General features: G+C 68.5%; 10 protein-coding genes and 1 pseudogene. 7 read left to right on the top strand and 4 right to left on the bottom strand.

The features are described from left to right. The 3 genes from ACOZHM_RS09330 to ACOZHM_RS09320 all read left to right on the top strand — a co-directional run. Positions 1 to 1,396, top strand: a 1,396-nt coding sequence (locus ACOZHM_RS09330; RefSeq protein ID WP_421568963.1) for an AlkA N-terminal domain-containing protein, incomplete at its 5' end; no start/stop codon positions are given. Then, positions 1,393 to 1,884, top strand: a complete 492-nt coding sequence (locus ACOZHM_RS09325; protein ID WP_421568962.1) for a methylated-DNA--[protein]-cysteine S-methyltransferase — start codon at positions 1,393 to 1,395, stop codon at positions 1,882 to 1,884. The genes ACOZHM_RS09330 and ACOZHM_RS09325, both read left to right, overlap by 4 nt. A gap of 52 nt (positions 1,885 to 1,936) precedes the next feature. Then, positions 1,937 to 3,190, top strand: a complete 1,254-nt coding sequence (locus tag ACOZHM_RS09320) for an ectonucleotide pyrophosphatase/phosphodiesterase (RefSeq protein WP_421568961.1) — start codon at positions 1,937 to 1,939, stop codon at positions 3,188 to 3,190. Positions 3,191 to 3,978: 788 nt separating this feature from the next. On the opposite strand, the gene ACOZHM_RS09315 is transcribed toward ACOZHM_RS09320, so the two are convergent. Beyond that, the gene (locus ACOZHM_RS09315) at positions 3,979 to 4,161 is read right to left on the bottom strand and encodes a 30S ribosomal protein THX (RefSeq protein WP_421568960.1); all 183 of its coding nucleotides are present in this window, start codon (positions 4,159 to 4,161) and stop codon (positions 3,979 to 3,981) included. A 108-nt stretch (positions 4,162 to 4,269) separates the two neighbouring features. Beyond that, a complete protein-coding gene (locus ACOZHM_RS09310; protein WP_421568959.1) occupies positions 4,270 to 4,683 on the bottom strand; it encodes a MerC domain-containing protein in 414 nt (137 codons plus the stop codon). A 160-nt stretch (positions 4,684 to 4,843) separates the two neighbouring features. Between ACOZHM_RS09310 and ACOZHM_RS09305 the strand changes: the two genes are divergently transcribed. The 4 genes and pseudogenes from ACOZHM_RS09305 to ACOZHM_RS09290 all read left to right on the top strand — a co-directional run bounded on the left by ACOZHM_RS09305 (position 4,844) and on the right by ACOZHM_RS09290 (position 10,901). After that, a complete protein-coding gene (locus ACOZHM_RS09305; protein WP_421568958.1) occupies positions 4,844 to 7,030 on the top strand; it encodes a TonB-dependent receptor in 2,187 nt (728 codons plus the stop codon). A 350-nt stretch (positions 7,031 to 7,380) separates the two neighbouring features. Further along, positions 7,381 to 7,947 carry a TetR/AcrR family transcriptional regulator gene (locus ACOZHM_RS09300; RefSeq protein ID WP_421568957.1) on the top strand — a complete coding sequence of 189 codons (567 nt, stop codon included), beginning with the start codon at positions 7,381 to 7,383 and terminating at the stop codon, positions 7,945 to 7,947. Next, positions 7,944 to 9,614: pseudogene (locus tag ACOZHM_RS09295) on the top strand (MFS transporter); the annotation flags it as partial. The gene ACOZHM_RS09300 and the pseudogene ACOZHM_RS09295, both read left to right, overlap by 4 nt. A gap of 123 nt (positions 9,615 to 9,737) precedes the next feature. Beyond that, positions 9,738 to 10,901 carry an HlyD family secretion protein gene (locus tag ACOZHM_RS09290; protein ID WP_421568986.1) on the top strand — a complete coding sequence of 388 codons (1,164 nt, stop codon included), beginning with the start codon at positions 9,738 to 9,740 and terminating at the stop codon, positions 10,899 to 10,901. Position 10,902: 1 nt separating this feature from the next. Here the strand turns inward: ACOZHM_RS09290 and ACOZHM_RS09285 are convergent, their stop codons facing one another. Together ACOZHM_RS09285 and gltX are read right to left on the bottom strand one after the other, a co-directional pair. Beyond that, positions 10,903 to 11,388: a Fur family transcriptional regulator gene (locus ACOZHM_RS09285; protein WP_313348694.1), complete on the bottom strand. Its 486-nt coding sequence runs from the start codon at positions 11,386 to 11,388 to the stop codon at positions 10,903 to 10,905. Between the two features lie 16 nt (positions 11,389 to 11,404). After that, positions 11,405 to 12,808 carry a glutamate--tRNA ligase gene (gltX, locus tag ACOZHM_RS09280; protein ID WP_421568956.1) on the bottom strand — a complete coding sequence of 468 codons (1,404 nt, stop codon included), beginning with the start codon at positions 12,806 to 12,808 and terminating at the stop codon, positions 11,405 to 11,407. Positions 12,809 to 12,855 lie beyond the last annotated feature (47 nt).

Genomic DNA, 12,855 nt, shown 5'->3' with positions numbered 1-12,855 from the left:
GGGGGTGGCCTTCCCCGCCGGGCGCCCCCCGGGCATCACCGGCCGCCGGGGGGGCCCGGGGCCGGCCCCCCCCCCCCCCACCGGGGACTCCCCCCCCCCCCCCCCGCCCGCCGGGGGGCCCGGGTTCCGCCCCTGCCTGCGCTGCCGCCCGGAACTGGCTCCGGAGGCGCAGGACGCGCTGAGCGACGAGACGTTGCAGCGCGCGCTCGCGCTGATCCATGACGGCTTCCTGCAGGACGCGGCCGTGGGCGCGCTGGCCGCGCACGTCGGCCTGAGCGCGCGCCAGCTGCAGCGCCTGTTCGTGGCGCGGCTGGGCGCCGCCCCCGCGCAGATCCACGCCACCCGCCGCCTGCTGCTGGCCAAGCAGCTGCTGACCGAAACCGCGCTGCCGGTGACCGACGTGGCCATGGCGGCCGGCTACAACAGCCTGCGCCGCTTCAACGCCGCCTTCCTGGACGGCTGCGGCATGCCGCCCACGGCCATCCGCCGCCAGCGCGGCGCGCTGGCCGACGGCGCGCTGACGCTGCGGCTCGGCTACCGGCCGCCGCTGGATTTCGCGGCGATGCTGGGCTTCCTGCGCCGCCGCTGCATTCCCGGCATCGAGCAGATCGACGGCCACAGCTACCAACGCGTGATCGGGCCGGCCGAGCGGCCGTCGGTCATCCGGGTCACCGCCGATCCGCGCCGCCCGGAGCTGCTGCTGCAGCTGGGCCAGGTCGACCCGCGCGCGATCCCCGGCATCGTGCGCCGGGTACGCCGCATCTTCGACCTGGACGCCGACCTGCGCATCGTCCACGCCACGCTGGCGCAGGAGCCGGTGCTGGCGCGCGGCATCGCAGAACGCCCCGGCCTGCGCGTGCCCGGCGGCTGGGATGGTTTTGAAGTTGCGGTGCGCGCGGTGCTGGGCCAGCAGGTCAGCGTGGCCGCTGCGATCACCCTGGCGCGACGCGCGGTCGACCGGTTCGGCACGCCATTGGAGGGCATGCCCGAAGGCCTGGACCGCCAGTTCCCGCGTCCCGAACAGCTGGCCGACGCACCCCTGGAAGGCATCGGACTGCCGCGCACGCGGGCGGCGACGGTGCGTGCGGTGGCGGCGGCGGTCGCCGACGGCCGCCTGGACTTCCACGCCGGCCAGCGCCTGGACAGCTTCATCGAACGTTGTGTGGCGCTGCCCGGGATCGGGCCCTGGACGGCCCACTACATCGCGCTGCGCGCCCTGGCGCTGCCCGACGCCTTCCCTGCCGGCGACCTGGTATTGCAGCAGGTCCTTGGCGGCGACAGCCGCTTGAGCGAACGCGCCACCGAGGCCCGCTCGCAGGCCTGGCGACCCTGGCGTGCCTACGCCGTGCTGCACCTGTGGCATCTGGCCACGTCCGCTTCGGAGTCCACCGCATGAACCTGCTCTACGACACTTTCGACAGCCCGATCGGGGCGCTCACCGTGGCCGGCAACAGCCAGGGCATCCACCACATCCTGTTCGAGAACAACCGCTACGACGCCAAGGGGCGCGAGCACTGGCAGCGTGACGCCGACGCGCTGCGCGACGCGCGCACGCAGCTCCTGCAGTTCCTGCACGGCGACCGCACCGGCTTCGAACTGCCATTGGCGCCGCACGGGACGGATTTCCAGCTGCGCGTGTGGAAGGCGCTGGCGGACATTCCGTTCGGCGAAACCTGGAGTTACGTGCAGCTGGCGCGGCACATCGGCCACCCCAGCGCCAGCCGCGCGGTCGGCGCGGCGAACGGACGCAATCCGCTGCCGATCGTGCTGCCCTGCCACCGCGTGATCGGCAGCAGCGGCGCACTCACCGGTTTCGGTGGCGGGCTGGAAACCAAGGCAGCATTGCTGGAACTGGAAGCGCGCGGGCATTCGCTGTTCGCCTGACCGTGCCATTGGTTGTCTTCGCTGCGTCACCGCGGCGAACTATGATGCCCGGATGATTTCCGTCCGCTTTTCGCTGGCGCTTGCCGCCGCCCTCATGCTGACCAGCTGTGCCAGCGCCCCCCACACCGCGCCGGCCGCCGGTGTCGCGCCGACCGCGGTGGCCAGCGCACCGAAGCTGCTGCTGGTGTCGATCGACGGGCTGCGCGCGGATGCGCTCGATCGCGGCATCACGCCGAACCTCTCGCGCATCGTTCACGAGGGCGTGCGCGCGAAGTGGATGACGCCGTCCTACCCGTCGCTGACGTTCCCCAACCACTACACGATCGTGACCGGGCTGCGCCCGAACCACCACGGCATCATCCACAACAGCATGCAGGAAGAGGCGCTCGGCCGGTTCCAACTCAATCTGCGCGACGCGGTAACCGATTCCCGTTGGTGGGGCGGCGAACCGATCTGGGTCAGCGCGGAAAAGGCCGGCGTGCACAGTGCAACGTGGTCCTGGCCCGGCAGCGAAGCGGCCATCCAGGGCGTGCGCCCCAGCCAGTGGCGCATGTACGACGAGACGGTCGCGCTGTCGGATCGCGTTGACACGGTACTGGGCTGGGTCGGCCAGACCGATGCAGACGCGCCGCGCCTGGTGACGCTGTACATGGAACAGGTCGACAAGGCCGGCCACCACTTCGGCCCGGATTCACCCGAGTACACCGCCGCGATCGCACAGGTCGATGTCGCAATCGGCCGCTTGCTGGATGGCTTGGCGGCCCGTGGCCTGGCCGACAGCACCAACCTCATCGTGGTCTCCGACCACGGCATGGCGACGGTGCCGGACGGCCACGCGATCGCGGTCGAAGACATGGTCGACCCCACCCTCGCCAGCAACGTCTCGACGGGCCAGTCGATCGGTTTCGCACCGCTGCCGGGCAAACAGCAGGCGGCCGAAAAGGTCCTGCTGGGCGCACACGCGAATTACGACTGCTGGACGCGGCAGACGCTGCCGGCACGCTGGGAATACGGCTCCAACCCGCGCATTCCGCCGATCGTGTGCCAGATGCACGAAGGCTGGAACGCGTTCACCCGCGAACGCCTGTCCAAGCAGGAGCCCGGCGACCGCGGCTCGCACGGTTACGACAACGCCCTGCCCTCGATGCGCGCGGTATTCATCGCACGCGGCCCCTCCTTCAAGCAGGGCGCGACGCTGCCGGGGTTCGACAACGTCGACGTCTACCCCCTCATGACCCGCCTGCTCGGCGTTCCCGCCGCACCCAACGACGGCAACCCCGAAACCCTGCTGCCCGCGCTGCGGTAAGGCTGGCGGGCCCGCAGTTTTTCGGATTGCATGCAATCCGGTAGTGCCGGGCTCTGCCCGGCAGCCTCATGCATTTAGGCGAACAGCCGATGGCCAGCGGTTCCTCTGATTTGGCGGGACGGTGCGGGTTTACGGGGGACGCTGCAAGTACGTCCATGTAAGCTCAGTCGCCGCATCCATGCGGCTCATGCCCCCGCAAACCCACCCCGACCCGCCTTTGACAGTCTGTCGGCGGCCATTGGAGAAGCGGTTGCGCCGGCCGTTGGCCGGCCCTCGTGGTCTCGACAAATCACACGCGTTACCGGGCGTTGAGGGGTTCACGGCAGTCGTTTGGGAAACGACCCTACCGCCGCCCGTGTCGAATGCCAGGCGCCTCGTGTCCGTGCGCGACCGGTAGGATCGGTTGCCAAACGATCGCCATCGATGCCAATCGGCCCGGCAACGCATTGCCCCCAAACGAAGAACGCTTTGGCTTCGGCCGTTGCTCTCGGTTTCCTTAGGCCACCGGTCACTGTCAAAGGTGGGTCGGGGCCGGTTTGCGGGGGCATGAGCCGCATGGATGCGGCGACTGAGCCCCCATGGATGGGTTCACGGCGTCCCCCGCAAACCGGCACCGTCCCGCCAAACCGGTGGAATCATTGACCATCGGCTGTCCGGCCAAATGCATGAAGCCGGGCAAAGCCCGGCGCAACGTCAACCCATGCAATCCATGCAATCCAACACGTTGATTGCAGGCAAAAAAAAACGCGGCGCAAGCGCCGCGTTTTTTCGTCAGGCTGGCTGAGAAATCAGCTGGCCTTGGCGACGGCCTTCTTGGCCACAGCCTTCTTTGCCGGGGCCTTGGCCACGGTCTTCTTGGCGACCGGCGCAGCTGCGCCCACGGCCACCTTGCTCACCACGTGCAGGCGCGAATTGCCGTAGCTGGCATTGAAACGCTTGCCCTTGGCGGTCCTGCGGTCACCCTTACCCATGTCGTCAACTCCTTAGTCTGAATTCTGATTACCCCGTACTGACACGGGTTCGGCGGGGCCGCCTTTGCAAACGCCCCCGCGCACGATCAAGAAGCCTACCACAGCGCCTCAGTGCGCACAGCTCGCGTCGTGGATGTGGCCGTGGTTCAGGCGCAGGTTCACCAGATGGGCAACGCCCACCAGCACGCCGCCCAGCGTCATCACCACCGCGTGTGGCACCGGCGAATGGTGCAGCGGGTCGTACAGCAGGCCCGCCCACAGCGCCACCAGGCCCGGCACCAGGAACCCCAGCGCGCGCAACGCGCCATGCCGGCGGTAACCCCAGACCAGGCTGAACAGGCCCAGCAGCGTGACGAAACTGACCAGGGCCAGCTCCACCCCGTCGCCCAGCCATACCGACAGGCCCAGTGAGGGCGCCGCCGCCAGCAGCACGGGCAATACCGCGCAATGCACCGCGCACAGCAGCGAACCGGTGGCACCGAAGCGATCCAGCAGATGACGGAGGCGGGCAAAGAGGGGCATGACTTCCAGCAGGGTCGTTCAATCGTTATGGAATAATATAACATCAATCCTGACGCGCATTCCCCTCCCCCGTTCCGCCCTGGCAACACCCCGTTCCGATGGGATTCGCGCGCCCCACCATTGATATATTGTAACAATTCGACTGACGGACCTATTGCCCATGCGCTCTTCCCGCCCCCTGCTCACGCCGCACGCCCTGTCCCTGGCACTCGCCGTGGTCCTCATTCCCTCGATGGCCCACGCCGCCGATGACGACGCCGGCCATCGCGACGGTCATCTCACCGAACTGTCCACCGTCAAGGTCACCGCCTCTCCCCTGCAGGGCGACGCCGAATCGCTCGCCCGCCCGGTCGACGTCCTGGCCGGTGAACGCCTGGACGAACAGAAGGCCGGCACCCTGGGCGACACCGTGGCCAAACTGCCCGGCGTGCAGAGCACCTTCTTCGGCCCGGGCGTAGGCCGCCCGATCATCCGCGGCCAGGAAGGCCCGCGCGTGGCCGTGCTGTCCAACGGCATGGGCAACATGGACGCCTCCACCGTCAGCGCCGACCACGCCACCAGCATCGAGCCGTTCCTGGCCGATCAGATCGAAGTGCTCAAGGGTCCGGCCACCCTGCTGTTCGGCAGCGGCGCCATCGGTGGCGCCGTCAACGTCGTCGACGGCCGCATCGCGCGCGAACTGCCTGACCGTCCCCTCAGCGGCCGTGCCGAACTGCGCGGCAACTCCGTCAACGACGAGCGCAGCGGCATGTTCCGGCTCGACGGCGTCAACGGCAACTGGGTGCTGCATGTTGATGGCCTCGTGCGCAACGGCGACGACTACCGCATTCCCGGCTACGCCGTGATCGATGGCCTGGAAGACCACAGCGGCCACGACCATGACGCGGGCGACACCGACGAACCGCGTCGTGGCACGCTCGACAACAGCTCCGTGCGCACCCGCGCCGGCGGTGTCGGCGCGACCTGGCTCGGCGAAGGCGGCTTCTTCGGCGCCTCGGCCAGCACCTACCGCACCAACTACGGCATTCCCAACGGCGCCCACGTGCATGCCGACGACGACCATGACCACGACCATGGCGATGAAGAAGAGGAAGAAGGCGAGCACGATGTCCGCATCGACATGGTGCAGAACCGCTTCGAAGCCAAGGGCGGCATCTACAACCCGGTCTCGTTCCTGAAGAACGTCAACCTGCGCACCGCCTACACCGATTACGAGCACACCGAGCTCGAATCGGGTACGCCGTCCACCCGGTTCACCAACCGCGGCATCGAAGGGCGCCTGGAAGCCGTGCAGCAGCAGATCGGCGGCTGGGACGGCGCGTTCGGCCTGCAGTTCGGCAACAGCGACTTCGGTGCGAAGGGCGAAGAGGCCTTCGTTCCCGATACCGGTACGCGCAACATCGGCCTGTTCGTGCTGCAGGAAAAGCAGTTCGGTCCGTTCAAGCTGGAACTGGGCGGCCGCCACGACCAGGTCAAGCTGGACCCGACCGGTGATTACCGCGCGCGCACCTTCGATGCCACCAACCTGTCCGCCGCCGGCATCTGGAAGCTCAACGATGCGGTCGACCTGCGCTTCGGCGTGGACGGCTCCGAGCGCGCCCCGACCACCGAAGAGCTGTACGCGGCCGGTGCACACATCGCCACCCGCTCGCTGGAAATCGGCGACGCCAACCTGAAGACCGAACGCGGCCAGCGCGTCGAGCTGGGCATCCATACGCACAGCGACCGCCTCGACTTCTCCGCCTCGATCTACCAGACCAAGTTCAAGGACTTCATCTACCTGGCCGACACCGGCGTGGTCGAAAGCCTGCCCGTGCGCCTGTGGACCCAGCAGGACGCCACGTTCAAGGGCGCCGAGGCCGAAGCCCTGGTCCACTTGTTCGAAGGCGGCAGCGGCGACTGGGACCTGCGCGTGTTCGGCGACTACGTGAAGGCCGAGCTGGATGGCAGCGGCAGCCGCAGCGTGGACATCGCGGTGCCGCATGGCGACCACGACCACAACTACACCGTGGACATCGCCAACAGCGGCTACCTGCCGCGCATCTCGCCGGCGCGCGTGGGTGCCGACCTGCGCTGGTCGCGCGACGGCTGGCGCGCCTCGGTCGGCGCGGTGCGTTACAGCAGCCAGAAGGACACCGCGCAGAACGAGGAGCCGAGCAACGGCTACACCCTGGTCGACGCGCACTTCGCCTACCGCTGGGACCGCACCGACAGCAACAGCTACGAGGTGTTCCTGGACGGCAACAACCTGACCAACCGCGAGGCACGCCCGCACACCTCGCTGCTGCGCGATTACTCGCCGCTGCCGGGCCGTGGCGTGGCGTTTGGTATCCGCGCGTTCTTCTGATCCCCGCTGGGGTTGAACGCTCTACCTTCGGGGGCCGAAAGGCCCCCGTCTTTTTTTGGAGCGGCGTTGGTCGTTGCTAAACGTCGGTGGCGATGTCGGCGCGGTGGGGATTGGGCTTCGGACGCTTGTGCCGCGCTGCGCGCGGTGGACACGCATGGCGTGTCCCTACGAATTGTTACGTGCGCAGGACGATACCGCTGGAATGGCGTAGAGCCTCGCCATGCGTGGCTGCGCGGTGCTGGGCTCACGCGACCGGCCTTGGCTTCACACCTTGTTGACCAACCCGAGTGGCCTGATACCGAAACCTCCCGACGGCTTCCCGCTCGGACATTTTTGTCCGAAAATGATCCATGCCCAGTCAACGTGCCGATGCGGCCGCCCGCCGCGCCCTGATCCTCGATGCCGCCGACGCCGTGTTCGGCCAGCATGGCGTCAACGCGCCCCTGGATCTGGTGGTGGAGCGCGCCCAGGTCGGCCGCGCCACCCTGTACCGGAACTTCCCCGACCGCACCGCGCTGGTCGAGGCCCTGCTCGACCGCACCGTCGCGCGCATCCGCCGCCAGGTGGAAACGCTGGGTGACCGCGACGACGCCCTGTTCGAGGTACTGCAGGGCATGGCCTCGCGCATCGTGCAGTCGCCCGCGCTGGCCGACTACTGGCGCGCCGTGGACCCCGACGAACCCAGCATCAAGGCCGCCCGCCAGACCATCCATGCCCTGCTCAAGGCGCCGATCCAGCGCGCGATCGACGCCGGCCTGTGCCGCGCCGACCTGCAGGTGGGCGACATCACCCTGATTTCCGGCATGCTCGGTGCCGCGCTGCGCGGCAAGACCCGCGAGGAACGCGCCCGCCTGGCGACCCGCGCCTTGCAACTGCTGCGCGAAGGCCTGCACGGAAGCGCCGACGGGGCCAACTGATGGCCGAGTACCTCAAGCCCGTTCCCGACTGGGAGGAGCACGAAAAACCCACCCTGCCCGGTTCGGCCTCCATGCCCTGGCATCCGCCGCATCGGCGGCTGGCCTATGCGCTGGTCGCGCTGCTGGTGGGCATCACCGGTGGGCTGGGCAATGCGCTGGTCACCGCCAACCTGCCGTTCCTGCAGGGGCAGCTGGGGCTCACCCCCACCCAGGGCAGCTGGCTGGTGGCCGCCTACGCGATGGTCAACGTCACCGCCAACCTGATCGCCTTCAAGTTCCGCCAGCAGTACGGCATCCGCCTGTTCGCCGAAATAGGGCTGGGCCTGTACGCCGGCCTCGCGGTGCTGCACCTGTTCGTCGGCAGCTTTGAAACCACCCTGCTGATGCGCGCGGCCAGCGGCTTTGCCGGTGCCGCCTGCAGCACGCTGGGCACGCTGTACATGCTGCAGTCGCTGCCACGGCGCTTTACCGGCAACCTGCTGGTCATCGGCGTGGGCATTTCGCAGATGGCCCTGCCCATTGCGTGGCTGGTCTCACCCGGGCTGGTCGACACCGGCCAGTGGCACAACCTGTACCTGTTCGAGGCCGGGCTGGCGCTGTGCGCGTTCGCGGCCGTGGTGGTGCTGAAGCTGCCGCCGGGCGCGCAGATCAAGGTGTTCGAGCCGATGGACTTCCTCAGCTTCGCCCTGCTCGCACCGGCCGTGGGGTTGCTGGTGGTGGTGCTGGCCCAGGGCTACCTGCGCTGGTGGCTCGACACCCCCTGGCTGGGCTGGGCGCTGGTCGCCTCGCTCGCGCTCGCCACCGCCGGCATCGTGGTCGAACGCTACCGGCGCAACCCGCTGCTGCAGATCCGTTGGCTTGCGAGCCCCACGATGCTTCACTTCATCGTCGGCGCGTTCCTGATCCGCTTCCTCACCACCGAGCAGTCGTATGGGGTGATCGGCCTGATGCGTCAGCTGGGCATGGGGCCGGACCAGATGCGGCCGCTGTTCGCGGTGATCCTGGCCGGCGTCATCACCGGCATCGCGACCAGCTCACTGACCTTCGGGCCCAAACGCATCATCGCGCAGCTGCTGATGGCCATCCTGCTGCTGGGCACCGCGGCGCTGCTCGACCAGAGCCGGACCAGCCAGGATCGCCCGCACGACTTCTTCCTGAGCCAGTTCCTCGCCTCGATGGGCGCCGGCATGTTCATGGGCCCGCTCATCATGCTGGGCATCACCCAGGCGCTGAAGCAGGGCACCGACCACATGATCACCTTCCTGGTGACCCTCTCGATCACCCAGACCCTGGGCGGACTGGCCGGCTCGGCGGTACTGGGCACCTATCAACTGCATCGCGAGCAGGTCTACTCCAGCGCGCTGGTCGGCCAGCTCGACCCGACCGATGGGGTGGTCGCGCAACGCCTGAAACTCCAGCAGCAGCTGTACACCCCGCTGCTCACCGATCCGGTGCAGCGCAGTGCACAGGGCACCGCGCAGCTGGCCCAGATCACCCGCCGCGAGGCTAACGTGCGTGGCTTCAACGATGTGTTTTCGCTGAGCGGCCGGGTCGCACTCGGCTTCCTGTGCTGGTTGCTGCTGTTGTCGATCCGCACGGCCGTGCTCAAGCAGTGGCGCAAGCGCCACCGGCGCCCGCCCACCGCTTCCCCCCGCACCCCCCCCCGGGGGGCGCCCCCCTGGGGGCCCGCCAGCCCCCGCCCCCCCCCCCCGGCCCCCCCCCCCCCCCCCCCCCCCCCCCCCCCCCCCCCCCCCCCCCCCCCCCCCCCCCCCGCCCCGATGAGTCCCGACATGCCCACGACACCCCCGCGCGACGACGCCCCCGACGACGTCAACCCCGCCCCACCCACCGACGCCGCGCCGCCGACCGCGGCCGCGCCTGCCCCGGCCACCGCGGCGCCCAGCGGGGTGCCGAAGTACCTCAAGCCCAGCACGCGCAGCGTGGTGATCATGATCGCGGTGGCATTGATCGGCATCGCACTGATCCTGCGTGCATGGGCGCTGTGGCCGTTCAACAGCAGCTGGATGCGTACCGACAACGCCTACGTGCGTGGGCAGATCACCGTGCTCGCGCCGCAGGTCAACGGCTATGTCACCGACGTGCTGGTCAAGGACTTCCAACATGTGAAACAGGGCGAGCCGCTGGTGCGCATCGACGACCGCATCTACAAGGAAAAGGTCGCGCAGGCGCAGGCCAACCTGGACAGCGCCATCGCCTCCTTGGCCAACTCCGACCAGGCGCAGGCGCAGAACCGCGCCCAGATCGCCGCCGCGCAGGCCACGCTGTCGGCGGGCCAGTCCGAACTGGCGCGTTCGCGCGGTGAACTCAAACGCTATGAAGAACTGGCCGCGCAGCAGCTGGTGGCGCTCAATGACCGCGACAAGTTCCGCGCCGGCACGCAGGCGGCACAGTCCTCGGTACTGGAATCACAGGCGCAGATCCGTATCGCGGAGGAGACGCTCACCTCCACCCAGGTCGCCCGCAAGAGCCTGGAAGCCGGCGTGGAAACCGCCAAGGCGCAGCTGGAGCTGGCGCGCATCGACCTGGCCAACACGGTCATCCATGCCCCGCGCGACGGCCAGGTCAGCGAAGCGTCGGTGCGGCTGGGCCAGTACGTCACCGCCGGCTCACAGCTGCTGTTCCTGGTGCCGGACACGCTGTGGGTGGTGGCCAATTTCAAGGAAGGCCAGACCTGGCGCATGCGCATCGGCCAACCGGCCACGTTCTCGGTGGATGCCTTCGACGGGGAACGCCTCACCGGCCACATCGAGCAGATCGCGCCGGCCACCGGTTCGGAGTTCAGCGTGCTACGCCCCGACAATGCCAGCGGCAACTTCACCAAGGTGGTGCAGCGCCTGCCGGTGCGGATCGCGATCGATCCGGATCAGGAACTGGCGCCGCGGCTGCGCCCCGGCATGTCGGTGGTGGTAAGCGTGGACACCGCCGCGCGGTGATTCACCCCGCGCAGCGCGCGCAGAGGCCGTGCACTTCCAGGGTCTGCGCCTGCGGCTGGAAGCCCAGTTCCTTGGCGCGTTTTTCGAGCTGGCTGACGATTTCGCGGTCTTCCAGCTCCACGGCGCTGTGGCAACTGTTGCAGATCAGGAACGGCACCGAGTGCTGCGCGCTGCTCGGATGGTGGCAGGCCACGAAGGCGTTGACCGATTCGAGCTTGTGCACGAACCCGTTCGCCATCAGGAAATCCAGCGCGCGGTACACCGTGGGCGGCGCATCGGCACCCACGCCCTTGCCGTTGCGCACCCATTCCAGCAGCTCGTAGGCCTTGACCGGCTTGCCGGCCTCGGCGATCAGCCGCAGTACGTTGGCGCGGATCGGCGTCAGCCGCAGTCCGCGTTCCGTGCACACCCGTTCGACCACCTTCACGAAGTCGGAGGCGTCGTGAACATGGTGGTGCGGGGCGGTACAAGCGGCTTTAGCGGACATGTGCGGTCTCCAGTGGTCAGGCCGACGGTACCTTAGTGAGTGCGACATCGATGCGTTTCAAGGCCTCTTCACGCCCGGCCAGGTACACGGTCTGCGAGATATCGGGGCTCACCTGGGTGCCGGTGATCGCCACGCGCAGCGGCTGCGCCACCTTGCCCATGCCGATTTCCAGGGCCGTGGCGACATCGTGAAGCGCGGCCGACACGCTTTCCACGGTCCACTCGCTGGCTGCCGCGAGCAGCTCCCGGGCCTTGCCCAGCGCCAGTTCCGCGCCAGGCTTGAAGTGCTTGGCCACGGCGGCCTCGTCGTATTCAACCAGCGGCTGGTACCAGACCACCGCCTTTTCGGCCATTTCCTTCAGCGTCTGCACGCGGTCGCGCAGGGCCACCACCACGTCGGCGGGCGCCGGGCCGGCGGCCAGGTCCAGGCCCAGCTTGTTCAGCTGGTAGACCAGGTGCGGCGCGATGCCGGCCGGGTCTTCGGTCTTCAGGAAGTGCTGGTTCACCCAGCCCAGCTTGGCCATGTCCAGCCGCGAGGCCTTGGAATTGCAGTTGGTCACGTCGAACAGGTCGATCAGCTCCTGGCGGCTGAACAGCTCCTGGTCGCCGTGCGACCAGCCCAGGCGGGCCAGGTAGCTCAGCAGCGCGTCAGGCAGGTAGCCGGCGTCCTTGTACTGCATCACATCGGCCGCGCCGGTGCGCTTGGAGAGCTTGGCGCCCTGCTCGTCCAGGATCATCGGCATGTGGCCGAACTTCGGCACCGGCGCGCCGATGCCCTCGTACAGGTTGATCTGGCGCGGGGTGTTGTTGATGTGGTCGTCGCCGCGGATGACCTCGGAGATCTTCATGTCCCAATCGTCCACCACCACCGCGAAGTTGTAGGTGGGGAAGCCGTCCGGGCGGAAGATCACCATGTCGTCCAGCTCGCTGTTGGCGATTTCGATGCGGCCCTTGATCAGGTCGTCGAACACCACCGTGCCCTCGAGCGGGTTCTTGAAGCGGATGACGCGGTTGGGATCGTCACGGTACGGCAGGCCCTGCTCGCGCGCGGCGCCGTTGTAGCGCGGCTTTTCCTGCTTGGCCATGGCGGCCTCGCGCATCGCGTCGAGCTCCTCGCGGGTCTCGTAGGCGTAGTAGGCCTTGCCGTCGGCCACCAGCTGTTCGGCCACTTCCTTGTAACGGGCCACGCGCTGGGTCTGGTAGAACGGACCCTCGTCATAGTCCAGCCCCAGCCAGTCCATTGCCTCCAGGATGGCGTCGATCGCACCCTGGGTGCTGCGCTCGCGGTCGGTGTCCTCGATGCGCAGCACGAACTCGCCGCCGCGATGGCGCGCCTCCAGCCAGCAGTACAGCGCGGTGCGGGCACCGCCGATGTGCAGGTAGCCGGTCGGGCTGGGGGCAAAGCGGGTGCGGCAGGTCATGGAAGGCTCGGAGCGGGAAACGGGAATGGGGCAATTTTACCTGCCCC

The organism is Stenotrophomonas sp. PD6, from assembly GCF_049199305.1.
In the GTDB taxonomy this organism is placed as follows: Bacteria; Pseudomonadota; Gammaproteobacteria; order Xanthomonadales; family Xanthomonadaceae; genus Stenotrophomonas.
This window is presented reverse-complemented; position numbering and strand designations above follow the sequence as displayed.

Coding starts and splice junctions, on each gene's coding strand:
- ACOZHM_RS09325 (WP_421568962.1), top strand. CDS start 1,393: ATGAACCTGCTCTACGACACTTTCGACAGCCCGATCGGGGCGCTCACC.
- ACOZHM_RS09320 (WP_421568961.1), top strand. CDS start 1,937: ATGATTTCCGTCCGCTTTTCGCTGGCGCTTGCCGCCGCCCTCATGCTG.
- ACOZHM_RS09315 (WP_421568960.1), bottom strand. CDS start 4,161: ATGGGTAAGGGTGACCGCAGGACCGCCAAGGGCAAGCGTTTCAATGCC.
- ACOZHM_RS09310 (WP_421568959.1), bottom strand. CDS start 4,683: ATGCCCCTCTTTGCCCGCCTCCGTCATCTGCTGGATCGCTTCGGTGCC.
- ACOZHM_RS09305 (WP_421568958.1), top strand. CDS start 4,844: ATGCGCTCTTCCCGCCCCCTGCTCACGCCGCACGCCCTGTCCCTGGCA.
- ACOZHM_RS09300 (WP_421568957.1), top strand. CDS start 7,381: ATGCCCAGTCAACGTGCCGATGCGGCCGCCCGCCGCGCCCTGATCCTC.
- ACOZHM_RS09290 (WP_421568986.1), top strand. CDS start 9,738: ATGCCCACGACACCCCCGCGCGACGACGCCCCCGACGACGTCAACCCC.
- ACOZHM_RS09285 (WP_313348694.1), bottom strand. CDS start 11,388: ATGTCCGCTAAAGCCGCTTGTACCGCCCCGCACCACCATGTTCACGAC.
- gltX (WP_421568956.1), bottom strand. CDS start 12,808: ATGACCTGCCGCACCCGCTTTGCCCCCAGCCCGACCGGCTACCTGCAC.